At 56.8% G+C, this 20,068-nt stretch carries 19 protein-coding genes and 1 riboswitch; of the genes, 12 read left to right on the forward strand and 7 right to left on the reverse strand.

Annotated elements, in window-relative coordinates; all coding sequences use genetic code 11:
- Positions 1–46: 46 nt before the first annotated feature.
- Positions 47–424, forward strand: coding sequence for a hypothetical protein (locus N1689_RS13130; RefSeq protein ID WP_260059109.1), 378 nt, complete (start codon positions 47–49; stop codon positions 422–424).
- 29 nt (positions 425–453) lie between these two features.
- Here the strand turns inward: N1689_RS13130 and ubiA are convergent, their stop codons facing one another.
- The 4 genes from ubiA to N1689_RS13150 form a co-directional block, all read right to left on the reverse strand.
- A complete protein-coding gene (ubiA, locus tag N1689_RS13135; RefSeq protein ID WP_202604921.1) occupies positions 454–1,320 on the reverse strand; it encodes a 4-hydroxybenzoate octaprenyltransferase in 867 nt (288 codons plus the stop codon).
- 28 nt (positions 1,321–1,348) lie between these two features.
- A complete protein-coding gene (gene ubiC / locus N1689_RS13140; protein WP_161733513.1) occupies positions 1,349–1,861 on the reverse strand; it encodes a chorismate lyase in 513 nt (170 codons plus the stop codon).
- A gap of 86 nt (positions 1,862–1,947) precedes the next feature.
- Positions 1,948–2,358, reverse strand: a complete 411-nt coding sequence (gene psiE, locus N1689_RS13145; RefSeq protein WP_013359769.1) for a phosphate-starvation-inducible protein PsiE — start codon at positions 2,356–2,358, stop codon at positions 1,948–1,950.
- A 70-nt stretch (positions 2,359–2,428) separates the two neighbouring features.
- Positions 2,429–3,136, reverse strand: a complete 708-nt coding sequence (locus tag N1689_RS13150) for a UTRA domain-containing protein (protein ID WP_222924726.1) — start codon at positions 3,134–3,136, stop codon at positions 2,429–2,431.
- Positions 3,137–3,342: 206 nt separating this feature from the next.
- Here N1689_RS13150 and N1689_RS13155 point away from each other — a divergent pair, with 206 nt between their 5' ends.
- The 6 genes from N1689_RS13155 (at position 3,343) to N1689_RS13180 (ending at position 9,607) form a co-directional block, all read left to right on the forward strand.
- Positions 3,343–4,404: an ABC transporter substrate-binding protein gene (locus tag N1689_RS13155; protein ID WP_161733511.1), complete on the forward strand. Its 1,062-nt coding sequence runs from the start codon at positions 3,343–3,345 to the stop codon at positions 4,402–4,404.
- Between the two features lie 20 nt (positions 4,405–4,424).
- Positions 4,425–5,237, forward strand: coding sequence for an alkaline phosphatase family protein (locus N1689_RS13160; RefSeq protein ID WP_260059110.1), 813 nt, complete (start codon positions 4,425–4,427; stop codon positions 5,235–5,237).
- Positions 5,234–6,079, forward strand: coding sequence for an ABC transporter permease subunit (locus tag N1689_RS13165; RefSeq protein ID WP_260059111.1), 846 nt, complete (start codon positions 5,234–5,236; stop codon positions 6,077–6,079). Before N1689_RS13160 ends, N1689_RS13165 begins: the two co-directional genes overlap by 4 nt.
- Before the next feature lie 11 nt (positions 6,080–6,090).
- Entirely contained in the window at positions 6,091–6,876 is a 786-nt protein-coding gene (locus tag N1689_RS13170) for an ABC transporter permease (RefSeq protein ID WP_161733505.1), read from the forward strand.
- Between the two features lie 2 nt (positions 6,877–6,878).
- Positions 6,879–7,871, forward strand: coding sequence for an ABC transporter ATP-binding protein (locus N1689_RS13175; protein ID WP_161733503.1), 993 nt, complete (start codon positions 6,879–6,881; stop codon positions 7,869–7,871).
- A 110-nt stretch (positions 7,872–7,981) separates the two neighbouring features.
- A complete protein-coding gene (locus tag N1689_RS13180) occupies positions 7,982–9,607 on the forward strand; it encodes a Na/Pi cotransporter family protein (protein ID WP_161733501.1) in 1,626 nt (541 codons plus the stop codon).
- A gap of 86 nt (positions 9,608–9,693) precedes the next feature.
- Here N1689_RS13180 and panS read toward each other — a convergent pair whose 3' ends face one another.
- The 3 genes from panS to lysC all read right to left on the reverse strand — a co-directional run bounded on the left by panS (position 9,694) and on the right by lysC (position 13,079).
- Positions 9,694–10,611 (reverse strand): ketopantoate/pantoate/pantothenate transporter PanS, encoded by a 918-nt coding sequence (panS, locus tag N1689_RS13185; protein WP_161733499.1) that lies wholly within the window; start codon positions 10,609–10,611, stop codon positions 9,694–9,696.
- Positions 10,612–10,794: 183 nt separating this feature from the next.
- Complete coding sequence (aqpZ, locus tag N1689_RS13190; protein ID WP_161733497.1) at positions 10,795–11,487, reverse strand: aquaporin Z; 693 nt, start codon at positions 11,485–11,487, stop codon at positions 10,795–10,797.
- A gap of 239 nt (positions 11,488–11,726) precedes the next feature.
- Positions 11,727–13,079, reverse strand: a complete 1,353-nt coding sequence (lysC, locus tag N1689_RS13195; protein WP_260059112.1) for a lysine-sensitive aspartokinase 3 — start codon at positions 13,077–13,079, stop codon at positions 11,727–11,729.
- Positions 13,080–13,192: 113 nt separating this feature from the next.
- A riboswitch (Lysine riboswitch) is annotated at positions 13,193–13,385 on the reverse strand.
- A 391-nt stretch (positions 13,386–13,776) separates the two neighbouring features.
- On the opposite strand from lysC, the gene pgi reads away from it, so the two are divergent.
- From pgi to N1689_RS13220, 5 genes are all read left to right on the forward strand, one after another.
- Entirely contained in the window at positions 13,777–15,423 is a 1,647-nt protein-coding gene (gene pgi / locus N1689_RS13200) for a glucose-6-phosphate isomerase (protein WP_260059113.1), read from the forward strand.
- A 566-nt stretch (positions 15,424–15,989) separates the two neighbouring features.
- A complete protein-coding gene (gene yjbE / locus N1689_RS13205) occupies positions 15,990–16,247 on the forward strand; it encodes an exopolysaccharide production protein YjbE (RefSeq protein ID WP_161733491.1) in 258 nt (85 codons plus the stop codon).
- 196 nt (positions 16,248–16,443) lie between these two features.
- Positions 16,444–17,091, forward strand: a complete 648-nt coding sequence (locus N1689_RS13210) for a YjbF family lipoprotein (RefSeq protein WP_161733489.1) — start codon at positions 16,444–16,446, stop codon at positions 17,089–17,091.
- Positions 17,088–17,831 (forward strand): capsule biosynthesis GfcC family protein, encoded by a 744-nt coding sequence (locus tag N1689_RS13215; protein WP_161733487.1) that lies wholly within the window; start codon positions 17,088–17,090, stop codon positions 17,829–17,831. The genes N1689_RS13210 and N1689_RS13215 overlap by 4 nt, the downstream gene beginning before the upstream one ends.
- Positions 17,831–19,921 (forward strand): YjbH domain-containing protein, encoded by a 2,091-nt coding sequence (locus N1689_RS13220; RefSeq protein ID WP_222924728.1) that lies wholly within the window; start codon positions 17,831–17,833, stop codon positions 19,919–19,921. The genes N1689_RS13215 and N1689_RS13220 overlap by 1 nt, the downstream gene beginning before the upstream one ends.
- Positions 19,922–20,068 lie beyond the last annotated feature (147 nt).

The following is a 20,068-nucleotide window of genomic DNA, read 5'->3' on the forward strand; positions in this document are numbered from 1 at the left end:
CCTTTTTTTATGCCCAAAACTTCGGAGCAGAAGAATTCTGGAAGCAATGAATAAGCTCAACACGCTGAGAACAGGGTCAGAAGAGGAAAGCGTCCCGCCGCCCGGAAAAAAACGCCAGGCGTTTTTGAACAACGCAGAGCGTTGGCCCGGCTACGGGCGCACCTCAGGGATGGGGTGCGTACTAAAAACGCCAGGCGTTTTTGAACAACGCAACGCGTTGGCCCGGCAACGGGCGCACCTCAGGGATGAGGTGCGTACTAAAAACGCCGGGAGCGTTTTTGAACAACGCAACGCGTTGGCCCGGCTACAGGCGCACCTCAGGGATGAGGTGCGTAATCGCGCGGGCCGAGCATGCCAGGGATGGCGGCTTTTGCGTCTTTCCGATCTGACCGTGTTTCCTGCGCACGCTCGATTTCGCCGCTAAATCAGCCTTTTTTCGCCCAAAACTCTCTATCAGAACAGCTGACTGAACGGCGGCGTATTCATCAGTACGCCAAGGAACAGAACCATCCCGACATAATTGTTATTCAGGAAAGCCTGGAAACAGGGCTGGCGTTCACGCCCGGCGATCAGCTTCTGCTGGTAAACAAACAGCGCAGCCGCAAGCAGCAGCGTCCAGTAGAAGGCGCCATTCAGATGCAGCATCATGCCCACCAGCGCCATCAGCAACAGAGTTGCCAGTTGCAGCAGCCCAATAATCAGCTTGTCGAAACGGCCAAATAAAATCGCCGTCGACTTCACGCCAATCTTCAGGTCATCGTCCCGATCGACCATCGCATACTGCGTGTCGTAAGCGACCGTCCAGCAGATGTTGGCAATAAACACCAGCCAGCATACCAGAGGTAAGGACTCACTAACTGCGGACCATGCCATAGGAATCGCCCAACCAAATGCGGCCCCCAGCACCACCTGCGGCAGATGGGTGTAACGCTTCATAAAGGGATAGACCCAGGCCAGCGCCAGCCCCACGACGGAGAGCATTATCGTCATCAGGTTCATGGTCAGCACCAGCGCAAAAGCTATCAGCGCCAGGATCACGAACAGCAACTTCGCCTCTTTGGCACTCACCGCGCCGCTGGCCAGTGGCCGGTGCTTCGTACGTTCGACATGACCGTCTACTTTACGGTCGGCGTAGTCATTAATCACACAACCGGCCGCGCGCATCACAAACACTCCGGCAACGAATACCACCAGCACCGGCAGCGGCGGGATCGCCATGTCAGCCAGCCATAATGCCCAGAGCGTGGGCCACATCAGCAGCAGCGTCCCAATCGGTTTGTCGATACGCATCAGGCGAGCGTAGGCCCGCCATTTATTCATACTTAAGCTCGTTTGCACCACAAAATCCTCAGACCAGATCGCGATAGAGCGGCGATGCCGGTAAAAACAGTTCAGTCAGCAGCAGCGGTTTGCCAGAGAGACGCAGGCGGGAACGCCGTCCCCATAATCCGTCCACCTGCCCCGGCTCAATAAAATCGCGGGTCAGCGTCGACGACGAAAAAAGATAGCGCCCCAGAGGACGGGTGCCGAGCTGTTGCAGCATCGCCTCCGGCCCATTGAGGGTGCTTTCCGGCACCAGCGTGCGACCCGCCAGCCAGGGCTGATCGTCGCCGGACAGCAGCACTTCGCGCAGCCAGAAGCGTTCATCGTCTGGCAACAACGCCCTTTCCTCACCCAGCTCGCTGGCGTCAATAAAGCCTTCACGCAGCGGCTGAACCGTGACCCGCTGACAGTGCTGTTCAAAGCGGCGCGTCATCGAATCCTCCTCCATCAGCCAGTCGAGCAAAGGCGGCGCAAGGGTGGCCTGCGACGGAGAAAGCCAGTTGAGCGAACGTAATAAGCTGAGTGCGTCTTGCGACATGGCACCACTCCCGATAATTTTCAGGACGCTAGTTTAGCGCAGAGCGGCGATGCGAACACCTGCCGTCGTGTCAGACGGCAGGTGGATTACTCGCGTTTCAGCCGGTTACTGTTGGCCAGCCACAGCGTGACCACCAGAATCAGAATCGCCGCTGAGTAGCAGAGGGTATCGAAGGGATTTTTATGGTCGACGATAATCAGGCGGATGATGGCCGTGATACCGATATAGACAAAGTAGCGCAGCGGAAAGTGATAGCCCGACTGAAAGTACTTAACAATCAGGGCAATAAATTCGAAGTAGAGGAAATAGATAACAATTCCCTCAATCAGCAGGTAAGAAGAGGCCTGCTCACCGGTGTTAAACAGAACGTTTGCCAGATGGATAGTTTCTTTGCCTAAAAAGACGATCAGGATGATCGCCAGACTCAGCAGACCCAGATTCAGCACCCATTGCAATACCGTTGCAAGGTGGCGGGCCAAAGGATTTTTGTCACTCATGTTGCGCCTTTTGAAAAGGAGTTATCAGCGCGCGATATCATGCGTCAGTGTGATGCAAATCACAATAACCCTAAGCTTCTACATCCACACAGAGCGCGTCGTACCGCCAGTATTCACAGTCGCAATCAATCACCTCTTTTAGCTGATTGCGGTTGATACGGGTGATGAGCAGACCGGGACTGCCCGGCGCCACATTCAGCGTAGGTGCGGCAATCTCCGGCAACGGGCCAGGCAGAATGGTGAAGCGCGCGCCGCCGTAGCGAATACCGTAGCGCTGGTCATAGAGATCGGTCAGGGAGCGGGTCAGATCTTCATCGAGCAGGCCAGGGAAGAAACGCGGATTAAGGTAGTGTTCTACATAGAGTACGGCGCGCCCGTCGATGCGGCGCAGGCGGCGGATGCAGTAAACCGCCGAACCGGGTGCCAGCCGCAGCGCGGTCGCGACGCTGTCGTGCGCCGCAACCTGCTCAGCGGCGATCACCTCAGTGGTCGCCTGCCGTCCCTGCTCCCTCGCCATGGCATGAAAGTGGCTGTGATGCAGCGGATTGTAAATCAGACGTGGTGGCGCGATAAACCAGCCGCGGCGCAGTTCCCGGTAGATCATTCCCTGGGCTTCCAGCTTGCCCAGTGCTTCCCGCAAGGTAATCCGGGTGGTGCTGAACGCCTCGCTTAAGGCACGCTCCGCCGGCAGCCGCCCGCCGCTGAACTCCCCCGCCTGAATGCGCGTCAGCAGTGCGCTGGCTATCGCATCCGCCGTTTTGAGTGCTATCGACTCCACAACAGTAGCCTCATTTTGGTGCGACTCCGCACTCTTACTGTTCAGGTAAATGCGCCTGTGGCAGGCGAACGGGTCGCCTCTTTTGTCGCCCCTTCCCCGCACCGCGCCGCCTTGTCATAAATCGTTCATATACAGGGGCTACATTGGCTCGGTTCTTGCTGGACTAGACCAGCCAGGCCCATCAACTTACACCCGGAGCAACTGAGATGAAAGCGTTTATCGCCTCTGTAGTAGCCAGTGCTGTAGTTCTCACCCTGCCCGTTGCGCAGGCCGCCGATAACGACCTCGCTGCGCTGGAAAAAGCCGCGCGCAGTGAAGGTCAGGTCAACAGCGTCGGGATGCCGGATAGCTGGGCCAACTGGAAAGATACCTGGAACGACATCAGCAGCAAATATGGCCTTAAGCACAGCGATACCGATATGTCATCGGCGCAGGAGCTGGCGAAATTCGATGCAGAGAAAGCGAACGCCAGTGCTGATATCGGTGACGTGGGCGCCGCCTTTGGCCCGATCGCTGTCGCTAAAGGTGTGACCCAGCCCTATAAACCCACTCACTGGGATCAGATTCCGGCCTGGGCTAAAGATAAAGAGGGTCACTGGGCACTGGCCTATACCGGCACCATTGCCTTTCTGATCGACAAGCAGCAGGTGAAAGATATCCCCCACAGCTGGGCCGATCTGAAAAAAGGTAAGTATGTGGTTACTATCGGTGACGTCGGCGTAGCTGCTCAGGCGGCTAATGGCGTACTGGCTGCCAACTACGCTTTAGGCGGTGATGAGAAGAACCTGAAACCGGCGCTGGCGTTCTTTGCCGATCTGGCTAAGCAGGGTCGTCTTGGCGTGACCGATCCGGTGATCGCTAACATCGAAAAAGGCGAAGTACAGATGGCGGTGGTGTGGGACTTCAACGCTCTGAACTACCGTGACCAGATCGACAAAAACCGCTACGAAGTGGTAATCCCGTCTGATGGCTCAGTCACCTCCGGCTACACCACCCTTATTAACAAATATGCGAAACATCCTGACGCCGCAAAACTGACGCGTGAATATATCTTCTCAGACCAGGGCCAGATCAATCTGGCGAAAGGCTATGCGCGCCCGATTCGTGCCGAGCATCTGACGCTGCCAGCGGACGTTCAGGCTCGCCTGCTGCCGCAGTCCGAATATAAAAATGCCCGTCCGGTTAAGGATCAGGCTGCCTGGGATAAATCGTCGAAAATGCTGCCGCGCCTGTGGCAGGAAAACGTCATCATTAACATGCAGCAGTAGTTCGCGGCAGGGAGAACGGAATGAAGACCATCCTGGTGGTACTGGACGGGCTGAGCAATCAGGTCGCACAACATGCAATGGGTTACCTGCATGCCGAATGTTCGCAGGGCAACGGGTCCTATTACCGAATGACCTGTGAGTTACCGTCGCTGTCGCGCCCGCTTTATGAGTGCATTCTGACCGGGGTTCCGCCGGTCAGAAGCGGTATTATTCATAACGGCGTCAGCCGGTTAAGTCGCGAGCGCAGCGTGTTCCACTTTGCGCGCGCGGCGGGACTGACAACGGCGGCGGCGGCCTACCACTGGGTGAGTGAGCTTTATAACCGCACCCCGTTCGTTCCGGCGCGCGATCGTCACACCGACGCGCCGGACCTGCCGATTCAGTATGGGCATTTTTATTCTGACGATAGCTATCCTGACTCGCATCTGTTTGAAGATGCAGAGAGCCTGCGGCTGCGTCACGATCCCGATTTTCTGCTGATCCACCCGATGAATATCGACGATGCCGGTCATAAGTCGGGGCTCTCCTCGCCGCAGTACCGCAACCGGGCGCGCATTGCCGACGGCCTGCTGTCGCAGTGGATGCCGCTGTGGCTGGCCGGAGGCTATCAGGTGATGGTAACGGCCGATCATGGCATGAATGACGATCGCTCCCACGGCGGGATTCTGCCGGAAGAGACCACGGTGCCGCTGTTTGTCTTTGGCCGGGCTTTCTCGCTGCAGCCTGACCTCGCGCCGCAGCAAACCGACCTGTGCGGCACGCTGTGTGAACTGCTGGAAGTGGCCCATGACAAGCCGGTCTGTCGCGGCCTGCTGGCGGAGCCGCAAAGATGAAGGGAAAAGGGTTCGCACTGCTGCTGCTGTTGCCATTCACTCTGTTCTGGGTCGCCTTTCAACTGGCCCCGCTGTTGTGGATCGCCATCAACAGCTTCTGGAGTGAGATGAACAGCCAGTGGGGCTGGGATAACTATCAGGACATTCTCACCTCGCCTTTCTACCCGCAGGCATTCCGCTTCTCACTGGATATCTCGCTCTGGTCCAGCGTCTGGGGACTGCTGATTGCGCTCATCACCGGCTATTCGCTGCATCAGCTCGGCAGCGGACGACTGCAGCGTTTTCTTATCTCCTTTACCAACATGACCAGCAATTTTGCCGGTGTTCCGCTGGCGTTTGCCTTTGTGATTCTACTGGGGCTGAACGGCTGTCTGACGCTGCTGCTGCGCCATTATGGCGTGATTGAGAGCTTCCGACTCTTCTCGCGCAACGGCATGGTGCTGGTTTACACCTGGTTCCAGATCCCGCTGGGCGTGCTGCTGCTCTATCCGGCGTTCGACGGGCTGAAAAAGGAGTGGCAGGAGTCCGCTGCGCTGCTGGGTGCCAGCCGCTGGCGCTACTGGTGGCATATCGGTTTGCCGATTCTGTTCCCGGCCCTGCTCGGTACTTTTGTCATCCTGCTGGCAAATGCGCTGGGCGCTTACGCCACGATTTACGCCCTGACCACCGGTAATTTCAACGTGGTACCGGTGCGCATCGCCGCGCTGGTCTCGGGTGATATTTCGCTCGATCCCAACACCGGCAGCGCGCTGGCGATGCTGCTGGTGGCCATTATGACGCTCATCACCCTGGTGCAGCAGTATCTGGTACGCCGCAGCTATCTCAATGCGAAACAGCCATGAAAGGAGCCGTCATGTCACGTGCTGAGCACCTCTATCACCGGATCATGGTCGGGTTACTTTTTACCCTGCTGGCGCTGCCGTTGCTGGCCACGCTGCTCTATGCGATCTCGTCCGACTGGAGTAATACCATTCTGCCGCAAGGCTATAGCCTGAAATGGTTCATTCAGCTCTGGAGCGACCCGCGTTTTCTGACGGCGCTGGGTCATTCGCTGCTGATTTGCTTTGGTGCGCTGCTGTTCTCGCTGATGCTGGTGCTGCCTGCTATGTTTGTAATCGCTTACTATTTTCCCCGACTCGATTCGGTGATGAACATCCTGATCCTGATGCCTTTTGCCGTGCCGCCGGTGGTGTCATCCGTGGGATTACTCCAGCTCTACTCTTCGTCACCGCTGATGCTGACCGGCACGCCGTGGATCTTAATCGGCTGCTATTTCACCATCGCATTGCCGTTTATTTATCGAGCGCTGGCGAACAATATGCAGGCAATCAACCTTAAAGAGCTGATTGATGCTGCACAGCTGCTGGGTGCCAGCACCTGGCAGGCAGCGCTGTGGGTAGTGCTGCCTAACCTGCGTAAAGGGATGCTGATTGCCGTGCTGCTCTCGTTCTCCTTTCTGATTGGCGAATTTGTCTTCGCTAACCTGCTGGTCGGCAACCGTTATGAAACCCTGCAGGTTTACCTCTTCAACATGCGCAACGGCAGCGGTCACTTCACCAGCGCACTGGTGATCTCCTACTTCTTTGTGGTGTTGCTGGTCACCTGGCTGGCTAACGCCCTGAATCCCGAACGAGGCTGAATATGAGTTATCTTGAGGTCAGAGAGCTGAACAAGTCCTATGGACCGACGCCGATTTTTGAGCAGATCGATTTTAGCGCCGCTGAAGGGGAATTTGTCACCCTGCTCGGCCCCAGCGGCTGCGGCAAATCGACGCTGCTGCGCTGTCTGGCGGGATTAACCGATGTCGACAGCGGTGAAATCAGACTGGAGGGCAAGGATATCGTGCCGCTGGCTCCGCAGAAGCGCGCCATCGGCATGGTGTTCCAGAGCTATGCGCTGTTTCCCAACATGACGGTAGAGAAGAACGTCGCGTTTGGCCTGAAGATGCAGAAACTGCCCGAGGCGCAGATCCGCCAGCGGGTAGTGGAGGTGCTGGAGCTGGTTGAACTTAGTGAGTATGCGCGCCGTTATCCGCATCAGCTGTCAGGCGGCCAGTGTCAGCGCGTGGCGCTGGCGCGTTCACTGGTCACGCGTCCGCGGTTGCTGCTGCTGGATGAGCCGCTGTCGGCGCTGGATGCACGTATCCGTCGCCATCTGCGCGATCAAATCCGGCGCATTCAGCGCGAGCTGAATCTCACCACCCTCTTCGTGACCCACGATCAGGAGGAGGCGCTGACGCTCTCCGATCGCATCGTGCTAATGAACCGGGGCAAAATCGTGCAGAACGGCGATGCCGAAGCGCTCTATACACAGCCGGTCGATCTCTTTGCCGCCGGATTTATTGGCAATTACAACCTGCTGAGTGCCGAGCAGGCGACGCGGCTGACCGGCCAGCCTTTCCACAGTCAGGTGGCTATTCGCCCGGAATCGATGCTGTTTACCGTGCCAGGCCAGGGTATTCCTGCGGAAATCCTCAGCCACAGCCTGCTGGGCAACGTCATCCGCTACCGTATCCGGGCGCATGACGTGGAGCTTTCGGTCGATGTGCTTAACCGATCGGCGGCGGATTTGCATCCCGCTGGCAGGAAGATTGGTCTACAATTAGAGCTGTCGACTTTGCGCCAGGTGGCTTAAAACACAGGAAAAAATCACGCATAGCACGGCAATCCCCTTCACAGATTGCTCTCGCTGTCAGGCTGGCAGTCTGTGCTGTTTGAAGCCTGACAAACGAGGAGCGATACCCCGTGTTAACCCTGCTTAATTTACTTTCTGCAGTGGCCCTGCTGGTCTGGGGCACGCATATCGTGCGAACCGGCATCATGCGGGTCTACGGTGCCGATCTGCGCCGCGTGCTGAGCCGCAGCATCGAAAAAAAACCGATGGCGTTTCTGGCAGGTATCGGCGTAACCACGCTGGTGCAGAGCAGCAACGCTACGACATTGCTGGTCACCTCGTTTGTGGCGCAGAATCTGGTCAGCCTGACGCCCGCACTGGTGGTGATTCTGGGCGCGGATGTCGGTACCGCTATCATGGCCCGTATTCTGACCTTTGATCTCTCCTGGCTCTCACCGCTGTTTATCTTCTTTGGCGTGGTGTTCTTCCTCAGCCGCAAACAGACCCGTGCCGGTCAGTTAGGCCGCGCCAGTATCGGCCTGGGCCTGATACTGCTGGCGCTGCAGCTGATTGTCGAAGCGGCGCGTCCGATTACTCAGGCCGCGGGTGTGCAGGTGCTCTTCTCCAGCCTGACGGGCGACGTGATGCTCGATGCGCTGCTGGGCGCAGTGTTTGCCATTATCAGTTACTCCAGTCTGGCCGCGGTGCTGATCACCGCGACACTGACTGCAACCGGCGTGATTTCGTTCAAGGTCGCGCTCTGTCTGGTGATCGGTGCCAATCTCGGTAGCGGTCTGCTGGCGATGATCAACGCCAGCAGCTCGAATGCTGCCGGTAAGCGCGTAGCGCTCGGCAGCCTGCTGTTCAAGTTCATTGGCTGCGTCCTGATCCTGCCGTTTGTCGATATTGTGGCGACCTGGCTCGATAAGCTGCCGGTCAACGATGAAGAGTTAGTGATTTTCTTCCATGTGTTTTACAACCTGATCCGCTGTGTGGCGATGGTGCCGTTTGCTGACCTGATGGCGCGCCTCTGCCGTCGACTCATTGCCGACGACGTCGACAACGCGCTGCAGCTTAAGCCAAAGCACCTCGATCGCAGCGCGCTGGATACCCCGGCGCTGGCGCTGGTGAATGCCGCCCGCGAAGCGCTGCGCATGGGTGACGTGCTGGAACAGATGCTGGAAGCGTTTAATAAAGTCATACATGGTGAGTCCCGCGAGGAGCGCACGGTGCGGCGGCTTGATGATGATGTCGATGTGCTTTATACCGCCATCAAACTCTATCTGGCGCGGATGCCCAAAGAGGATTTGCCGGAAGAGGATTCGCGCCGCTGGGGTGAAATCATTGAGATGTCGCTGAATCTGGAGCAGGCCGGTGACATTATTGAGCGGATGAGCGGCGATGTCGCTGACAAGTCGCTGGCAGCGGGCCGTGCGTTTTCTGCAGAGGGCTTAAAGGAGCTGCAGGAGTTGCAGGAGCTGTTAATCGCCAACCTCAGAATGAGCCTGTCGGTATTTCTGTCGCACGATGTCACCAGCGCCAGGCGACTGCGCCGCGCGAAACATCGCTTCCGCCTGATGATTCGCCGCTACTCTCATGCCCACGTTGATCGCCTGCATCAGCAGAACGTGCAGAGCATTGAGACCAGCTCGCTGCACCTTGGTTTACTCGGCGATATGAAGCGCCTGAATTCCCTCTTCTGCAGCGTGGCCTATACCGTGCTGGACCAGCCCGACGATGAACGGGATTATGAATAAAGCGTGTGAACAGACAGTTACGCCGGAGCAATCGTCCGGCGTAACAGCAGTGAGAAGCGGCGCATCGCAATAATGCGCCGCCACGGTTACTTCTTCTTAATCGGCTTTCCGGACCAGTAACCCGCCAGCAGTGAACCTGACAGGTTGTGCCACACCGAGAAGAGTGCGCCCGGCAATGCCGCCAGCGGCGAGAAGTAGAGTTTGCCCAGCGTCGCCGCCAGACCGGAGTTCTGCATGCCGACCTCCAGTGCCAGCGTACGGCAGGTTGACTCATCAAAGCCAAACAGTTTGCCGCCCCAGTAGCCGCCAAGCAGGCCAATCGCGTTATGCAGGATCACCGCCGCGATCACCATCAAACCCACCGATCCGATAAAGCTCTGACTGCCTGCCACCACCGCGCTGATGATCAGCAGAATGCAGACCATCGAAAACGCAGGCAGCCACGGCTCCACCCGGCGAACCACGCTGTTCATGCTGTGATGAATGATCAGTCCAAGACTAATCGGGATCACGACGATCTTCACGATGCTCAGCAGCATGCCCACCACATCAACCTGAATGTGGGTATCCACATAAAAGCGGGTTAACAGCGGCGTGGCGAACACGCCCACCAGCGCGGAGACGGAAGAAATGGTTACCGACAGCGCCACATCCCCTTTCGCCAGATAGATCATGACGTTGCTGGCGGTGCCGCTGGCAACTGAGCCGACCAGAATCATACCGGCGGCCAGATCGGGCGGCATATGGAACAGTTTTGCCAGCCCCCAGGCGGCTAACGGCATCACCAGATAGTGCAGAAAGGTGCCGGCAATCACCGGCGCAGGCCGGGTCAGCACCCGTTTGAAATCGTCGATATTCAGGGTGACACCCATGCCGAACATAATCAGCATCAGCAGATAAGTGACCCAGGGTCCGATGCCGAGAAAGGTACCTGGAGAGTAATAGGCGGCGACAGACAGCAGCACGGCCCAGAGCGGGAACAGGCGGGTTAACGTGGCGAGCATAGCCAGACTTCCTTATAAGAATGTTATGTTTAGTGCAGATTTGCCATAGAGCGTCATCATGCAGGAACGACTGCCGTGACGAAGGCGGGATCATAACATTTCATTATCATGGCGTAAGGCGAAGATGGGGCGAGACAGGAAAATGCGGATCGACTGCTGCCGATCCGCTGAATATCGACGAAATTACGCTGCTTTTTCCTCTAAACCGCGGTAGATCAAACCACCAACCACGGCACCGATAATCGGCATCAACCAGAACATCCACAGCTGAGAGATCGCCCAGTCACCCTGGAAGAGGGCTGCTGCGGTGCTGCGTGCCGGGTTAACAGAGGTGTTAGTCACCGGAATGCTGATCAGGTGGATCAGGGTTAACGCCAGGCCAATCGCAATCGGGGCAAAGCCTTTTGGCGCGCGTTCGCTGGTAGCGCCCATGATCACAATCAGGAAGATAGCCGTCATCACTACCTCAGTGATCATGCCTGCCTGCAAACTGAAGCCACCCGGTGAGTGTTCACCGTAGCCGTTCGCCGCAAAGCCGCTGGCCGCTGCGCTGAAGTCGCCTTTACCGCTGGCGATCAGATAAAGCACCGCGCCAGCCGCAATGCCGCCCACCAGTTGCGCGATGATGTAAGGAATGGCCTGCGAGGCGGAGAAACGTCCGCCTGCCACTAATCCCAGGGTAACTGCCGGATTAAAGTGACCGCCTGAGATGTGACCGACCGCATACGCCATGACCAGCACGCTCAGCCCGAAAGCCAGCGCCACGCCCATGAAGCCAATGCCCAGTTCCGGGAACGCCGCTGACAGTACGGCACTACCACAACCGCCTGCGACCAGTACAAAAGTCCCCAGCGCCTCTGCGACTAACCTTTTCATGATATTTCCTAACTTTAGGTGAATGGATTCAGCGGCGGGATTATAAATCTGAGGAAAGGGAGCGCAACGCCGGTACACGAAATGCGCAAAGAAAGGGGTTGCCATTTGGCAATAGTGGCAATAAGCCTTTGTATTGATGGAGCTGTCTGGAAGAAGCAAACCACAGGGAGATCAGGACGAACTGGACCTTTTTTGCCGCTGTTCAGGCCGCGCAGACGCGGCCTGAACAGCAGATAAATTTACTCGAACAAATTGCGGTGCAGCGTACGGACTACGCTTTCCGCATCATTGCCCGGCACCAGGAAGCAGAGATTGTAGCTGCTGGCACCATAGCAAATCATCCGCAGGTTGAACGGATCGAGCACACCAAACACCTCTTTGCCAACACCACACGCTTTTGACAGCTCATTGCCGATAATCGCCACCAGCGCCAGATCTTCCTCCACTTCTACCCGGCACAGCGACGAGAGTTCAGTCAGCAACGCCTGGGTCAGCAGACTGGCACTGGTTGAGGTCGAGCCGGTGGTGTCCAGCGTCAGCGCCACACTGACTTCGGAGGTAGTTATCAGGTCAACGGAGACGTTATGACGCGCCAGAATGTTAAACAGTTCGGCGAGGAAACCAAACGTATGCAGCATGTTAAGGCTGTGCAGCGTTAACAGCGTCTGCTTACGGCGTAACGCCAGCGCCCGGAACAGCGGCGGGTTGCGGGTTTCGTTGCAGACGCGGGTGCCGCCCGCTGCCGGATCCTTGCTGGATCCGACGAAGACCGGAATACCCCGGCGCACGGCGGGCAGCAGCGTCGCCGGATGCAGGACTTTTGCACCAAACGTCGCCATTTCAGCGGCTTCTTCAAAGGTGATTTCATCAATACGCTTCGCCGTCGGCACCACGCGTGGATCGGTGGTATAGATACCCGGCACATCCGTCCAGATATCGACGCGCGCCGCGTTCAGCGCTTCGCCCAGCAGCGCGGCGGTATAATCACTGCCGCCACGCCCTAAGGTGGTGGTGCGCCCTTCGCTTTCGCTGCCAATGAAGCCCTGAGTTATCACCAGCGCCTGCGCGATACGTGGGTGTAACTGCGCCGTCGCCTGCTCCGCCAGCACCTGAACATCCGGGACTGCCCGGCCAAAATGATCGTCGGTGCGCATCACTTTGCGAACATCAAACCACTCTGCATTCACCTGACGTTCACGCAGAATTTCAACAAACAGCAGTGAAGACATCAGCTCGCCGTGGCTGACCAGTTCATCGGTCAGGGCATTTGAGGTGGCGAGTGACGCCGCTTCTGAGAGCATGCTGATATTGTCGATCATCCGATCAATTTCATCGCGGATCACGTCCGGACGCTGCAGGCGATCGACAATGGCGTACTGGATACGGCGGATATCATCAAGCAGAGCAGCGCGCTGGGGTGCCTGCTGGCCTTCAGCCAGCGCAACCAGAAGATTGGTAATGCCTGCCGAGGCAGAGAGCACTACCAGACGCGTGCTGGCGTCCTGCAACACCACATCGGCGCTGCGGTTCATCGCTTCAAAATCGGCTACGCTGGTGCCGCCAAATTTTGCCACTATCAGAGTTTGAGACATGTAGGACCTCGTGTCAGGTTATCTTGTTCTCGCCGATGAAAGGGTCGAGAAACATGCTTTCAGCCAGGCACAAGGAAAGAGCAGAAACGGGCGGACAAGATCGGATAGACGAGTCACCCAGAAGCGCCCCACCTTGCAAAACGTCGACTGCAGACGTTTCTGGTGACAACCCAGAGGATTCAGCCCCTGTAGCCGACAGGCAGCACACCGCGTGCTGACCCACCTCGGCGTCGCTCCCCATGATGTGTTTTCACCGGATACGGTTCCTCCAACACACTGCCTGGGCGACGCGCCTCTTCTGGCTTGCACACAGGTGCGCAAGTAGGCGCATAGATCTAGCCTTTTCTGGACCTGCTGTCAATGTCAGCGATGGCCGCAGAGCCGCATCAGAAAACAAATTGCCCTGCGCCGCAGCGGCTACAGTGCTTAATGGGTTCAGCCCCTGCAACAATCCCTGACACGGCACAACGTTTTGCGCAGACTTTCGCGTCACACTTTAGCGCGTGATACTGCTGCCATCCTCAGGCTGTTCGCGCCAGTGAATGCTGACGACAGACCGCAGCGTTTACCTCGTCTGCGCGGCGTGCGCTGACAAAATTTTTCCTTTCAGTTACAAGTGTGGTCATACTGAAACGCTAAACGGGCATGATGTGCCTCCGATGGAATGACGGTTCTTAATATCAACAAGAGTGTTGCCATGAAAAATATCAATCCGACACAAACCGCAGCCTGGAAAGCGCTGCAACAGCATTTTGAGCAGATGAAATCGGTAGAAATTGCCGATCTGTTCGCCCAGGATGCCGATCGTTTTGCCAAATTCTCTGCCACCTTTGATGATCAGATGCTGGTGGATTTCTCCAAAAACCGCATCACCCAGGAAACCCTCGATAAGTTACAGGCGCTGGCTAAAGAGACCGATCTCAGCGGTGCCATTAAGTCTATGTTCTCGGGTGAGAAGATTAACCGTACCGAAGATCGTGCGGTGCTGCACGTCGCACTGCGTAACCGGAGTAACACGCCGATTCTGGTGGATGGCAAAGATGTGATGCCAGAGGTCAACGCTGTGCTGGACAAGATGAAAGGCTTCTCAGAGCGCATCATCAGCGGCGAATGGAAAGGCTATACCGGTAAAGCGATCACCGACGTAGTGAACATCGGTATCGGCGGCTCCGATCTTGGCCCGTTTATGGTGACGGAAGCGCTCCGCCCGTACAAAAACCATCTGAACATGCATTTTGTCTCTAACGTAGACGGCACCCACATCGCCAAAACGCTGAAAGATCTCAGCCCGGAAACCACCCTGTTCCTGGTCGCATCGAAGACCTTCACCACCCAGGAAACCATGACCAACGCCCACAGTGCGCGCGACTGGTTCCTGAAAACCGCAGGCGATCAACAGCACGTAGCGAAACACTTTGCTGCCCTGTCGACTAACGCCAAAGCGGTGGGTGAATTCGGTATCGACACCAATAACATGTTTGAATTCTGGGACTGGGTTGGCGGCCGCTATTCACTGTGGTCAGCGATCGGCCTGTCGATCATTCTCTCGATTGGTTTCGATAACTTCGGGCAACTGCTGAGCGGCGCACATGCCATGGACCAGCACTTCGCCTCTACCCCGGCGGAGCAGAACCTGCCGGTGCTGCTGGCGCTGATTGGCATCTGGTATAACAATTTCTTTGGTGCCGAAACCGAAGCGATTCTGCCTTACGACCAGTACATGCACCGCTTTGCCGCCTATTTCCAGCAGGGAAATATGGAGTCAAACGGCAAGTATGTGGATCGCGACGGTCATCCGGTGGACTACCAGACTGGCCCTATTATCTGGGGCGAACCTGGCACCAACGGTCAGCACGCGTTTTATCAGCTGATCCATCAGGGGACCAAACTGGTTCCGTGTGACTTCATTGCCCCGGCGATTACTCATAACGCGCTGGCGGACCACCATCCGAAGCTGCTCTCTAACTTCTTTGCCCAGACCGAAGCGCTGGCGTTTGGTAAGTCACGCGACGTCGTGGAGAAAGAGTTTACCGATGCCGGCAAATCGGCAGAATCTGTAGCCCACATTGTGCCGTTCAAGGTGTTTGAAGGTAATCGCCCGACTAACTCCATTCTGCTGCGTGAAATTACGCCGTACAGCCTGGGTGCGCTGATTGCGTTGTACGAGCACAAAATCTTCACGCAGGGTGCCATCCTGAATATCTTCACCTTCGATCAGTGGGGTGTGGAGTTAGGTAAGCAGCTGGCGAACCGTATTCTGCCGGAACTGGAAAATGAGGACGAAATTACCTCTCATGACAGTTCCACTAATGCCTTAATTAACCGCTATAAATCCTGGCGTTAATCGGCGTTAATTTCATCGGGCGGCAACGTTGCCGCCCTTTTTTTGTCTCTTTTTCCATCCAGGTGGCCTGATTATCGATTTTGTCATTCACGCCAGTGCGGGAAAAGTCTTAAAATACCCTAAGATAATTCTGAACATCTGGCCATAAAACAGTGTGATATCCAGTATAAAATGGATCTGAAAACTAACGGGCAACAGGGTTAGCTATTGATTTATAGCCATATTTAATTTAAGCCCTTCTGAGTAAATTCTGATTATTCTTATTCCGTACCAGATATAACTAAAAAAGAACATTCCGCTTTGCATTCGCCTTACCTGTAGCGAAATATAGGGTATCAACCAGAAAACCTCCGATTTAAAAAGTAGTTATCCCCAATTCAGCTGATTAAATCACGCAATTGCCCCGCTATTTACCCTGGTTTTTATGGCACTGAACTCTGATATTTTGTTGCCCTATAATGAACGCGCCCGCAATGGGACTGTCCGTCGCTTTGGCTGCAGCCTGTCTGTATTGCCCTTGTCGCCGGTCAGAGATCCTTCATTCACTCAATGCAGGAAACGTTGTTATGAAAAAAACTATGGTTGCCGGTGCAGCCCTGATCCTCGTTGCCGCTTCTTCCAGCGCATTTGCTGCGCCGCAGGAAGCAGGTGAAGCAGGTACTGCAGCTGGCGCGCAGGCGGGAGCAATCTCTGCTGGCACGTCCACGGCTGTCGGTGTCGGCGCACTTGGCGCGCTGGTCGGGCTCGGCATTGCTGCTTCTGGCGGTGGTGACGGTGCAAATACCGGTACAACAACCACGACCACGACGAGCACCACTCGTTGATGGATGCCCGTCTCCCGTCTGATTGCTGATTTACAGCAAACGGGCTGCGGCTGAAACACTGACTTCGGTAAGTGATGACGCTAAGCCACGTAACCTGTATCTCTGCAGCCAGCCGTGACGGGCAGAGCACCTTTAAACATAACCACACGCCTGTGTGGTTATTTTTTACTTTGGCATGACTTATCAGGGACACACAGTGCGCCGACTTCCTCTGCTGCTCGCTTGCCTGCTGCTGCAGGCCTGTACACAAACGCAAAAAGGTCTTGAACAGACTTTGCTGCTCGCGGTTAACGGTCCGGATGACGTGACCGTCACCGATCAACAGGTCAACAATCTTCCCTATGCCAGTCTCTATGCTCGTCTGAATGAGGGTCCGCGCATTTTTGTGGTGCTGGGCTACAACGAGAAGGGGCAGCAGAAATGGGTTACGCAGGATCAGGCGATGCTGGTGACACAGCACGGCCGCCTGGTTAAAACCCTGGGCTTACCGGATAACCTGCTGAGCGTCAGCAATCTGCAACAGGATCCGCTTGCTGACAGCCTGCATATCAGCAATGGCGCAGGCTGGACCCGCATTGTGCAGTGGACCGAGCAGGGCAAGGTTCGCGGCGCGACCGTGCGCTCCACCTTCCAGCGTGGCACCGACGAAGTGCTGACCGTGGCGGGCAACCGCATTCCGTGCCGTGTCTGGCATGAGCAGGTAAGCATCGACAGCAGTAACCGCGAGTGGGAGAACACCTTCTGGATCGACAACAGCAGCGGTGATGTGGTGCAGGCCCATCAGATGCTGGCGGCCGATGCCTTCCCTGTCGATATCACTATTCTGAAGCCGGCGAAATCATGAAAAAAATCACTATTTTGCTGGCCGGGCTGAGCCTGTTCAGCGCCGCAGAAGCGCAGGCGACTGCGCAGGTTATCGTTCATGCTCCGCACAACGGCGGTCAGGCTGAGCTGAGCCAGATCGCGGATCTGTCACAGCTGGTGACACTGCCTCCGCTGCAGACCAACACGGACTGGCGCCGTACCGTTATTGCCGAGCGCGGTGCCAGCGCCGTCGCACAGCAGCAATATCAACAGACGCTGGGCGCGTTACGTGCCTGGCGTGCTGACAGCAGTGGCGATAGGGCGGCGGCCATTGCTGAGGTCATCCGCCAGCTGAGCGCCATCAACGTGACAGGTCGCCAGTTCACCCCGCTTGACCCGGACTGGATCCGTCTCCATCCGGCGGACAACCGTCGGCTGGAAGGTAGCTATGACCTCTGGCTGCAGGCGCCATCCGATTCAGTGCTGCTGCTCGGCGCATTAAGCGGTGCAGGCAAAGTGAGCTGGCAGCCGGGTAAATCAGTACGCGACTATCTGGAGGGTCACCCGTCACTCTCCGGCGCAGAACGCAATTTTGTCACGGTGATTGCGCCTTCCGGCGCCACACAGCAGGTGCCGGTTGCATACTGGAATCATCGCCACGCGGAAGTGGAGCCAGGCAGCGTTATCTGGCTCGGCTTTTCCTCATGGAGCCTGCCAGGCAGCTATGAAGATCTGAACGATCGCATCCTTTCCGTACTGACTCACCGGATACCAGACTGATGAAAAAACGTTATCTCTTCAGCCTGTTGGCTGTTTCCGTGGCGGCAGCCTGTCAGGCGCAGGCCGACACCTTCCCCGCGCCGGTGGGCCCGTCACAATCTGATTTCGGTGGTGTGGGCCTGATGCAGGTGCCGACAGCGCGCATGTCCAGAGAAGGCGAGTTCAGCCTCAATGCGCGCGACAACGATCAGTACCGCTACTACTCTGCGTCACTGCAGCTCTTTCCCTGGCTTGAGACGACCGTGCGTTATACCGACGTGCGCACCCGGCAGTACAGTGCGGTGTCAGAATTCAGCGGCACGCAGAGCTATAAGGATAAAGCCTTCGACCTGAAACTGCGTCTGTGGCAGGAAGGCTTCTGGCTGCCGGAAGTGGCGGTGGGAACGCGCGATCTCGGTGGTACCGGCCTGTTCGACAGTGAATATGTGGTGGGAACCAAAGCCTGGGGACCATTCGACTTCACCCTGGGCCTCGGCTGGGGCTATCTCGGCAATAGCGGCACCGTGAAGAACCCGTTCTGCTCCTACAGCGACAGCTATTGCCAGCGTCCACAGGTAGGCGAAGCGGGTTCCATCAATGGCTCGCAGATGTTCCACGGTCCGACAGCATTTTTCGGCGGCGTGGAGTATCAGACGCCCTGGCAGCCGCTGCGACTCAAGATGGAGTATGAGGGCAACGACTACCAGAATGACTTTGCTGGCCGCCTTGATCAGCGCAGCAAGCTCAACGTCGGCGCGATTTATCGTGTGACCGACTGGGCTGACATCAACGCCAGCTACGAACGCGGCAATACGTTTATGTTTGGTGTCACCATCCGTACCAACTTCAATGATTTGCGTCAGGCGCACATCGACAGCGAGAAGCCGGCCTATAATCCACAGCCGCAGCCGCCGTTGCTGGAGCCGACGGTAGTCGGCACTCAGCTGACCGATCTGAAATACAACGCGGGTCTTGATGGTCCGCGGATTCAGACTCAGGGCCACACGTTGTATGTGTCAGGCGAGCAGACGAAGTACCGTGATACCCGTGAAGGGGTGGATCGCGCTAATCGCATTATCATGAACCACCTGCCGGACGGCATCGACACCATTAATGTGACCGAGTCGCGCTTTAACATGCCGCAGGTGACCACTGAAACGAAAGTTGCCAGTCTGCGTAACGAGCTGGAAGGCTATCCGCTGGGCCACGAGCAGCCGCTGCAACAGACCCGCAAAGAACCGATCGATCCGGGTAACACTGAGCAGGGTATGTTTATCCGTAAAGATCGGCTGAACTACAGCCTGTCGCCGGTGCTGAATCAGTCGGTGGGTGGCCCGGAAAGCTTCTACATGTATCAGGTTGGCGTCATGGCCAATGCGGATTACTGGCTGACGGATCACCTGCTGGTGGGCGGCAGTCTGTTTGGTAACCTCGCCAACAACTACGACAAGTTCAACTACAACGGCGCACCGGCGGACTCTTCGCTGCCGCGCGTGCGTACTCATATCCGCGATTACGTTGAGAACAACGTTTATGTCAATGATCTGCAGGCGAACTATATGGGCCACCTCGGTAACGGCTTCTATGGTCAGGTCTACGGCGGCTATCTGGAGACGATGTACGGCGGCGTGGGCGGCGAGCTGCTTTATCGTCCGGTCGATGCGAACTGGGCGGTAGGTGTCGATGCCAACTACGTCCGTCAGCGTGACTGGGACAATATGATGCAGTTTAACCGCTATAAAGCGACCACCGGCAACCTGACCGGTTACTGGCGTCCGTGGTTCATGCAGGATGTGCTGGTGAAAACCAGCGTAGGACAGTATCTGGCAAAAGATAAAGGCGTGACGGTCGATGTGTCGAAGCGCTTCGACAGCGGCGTGATGGTCGGTGTTTATGCCACCAAAACCAACGTGTCGTCGGAAGAGTATGGCGAGGGTGACTTCACCAAAGGCTTCTATATCTCCGTGCCGATGGATCTGTTCACCGTGACGCCAACACGCGGTCGCGCGCAGGTCAACTGGGTGCCGCTGACGCGTGATGGCGGTCAGATGCTGGGTCGTAAGTACCAGCTGTATGATCTGACGTCCGATCGCGACGCGCGCTTTAACTAAGCAGAGGCGGCTTTCGGGCCGCTCAACGCTGTTTACAGAAGCAGGCTCAGGGAGCAAACGCCCTGCGTAAAGACGCAAAAACGCCATCCGTGGCATGCTCAGCGCGGGCCATCCCTGGCCCGCGATGCTTTACTCCGGGCGTATGCT

Origin of the sequence: Pantoea sp. XY16 (assembly GCF_025153065.1) — a bacterium.
GTDB lineage: Bacteria > Pseudomonadota > Gammaproteobacteria > Enterobacterales > Enterobacteriaceae > Pantoea > Pantoea alfalfae.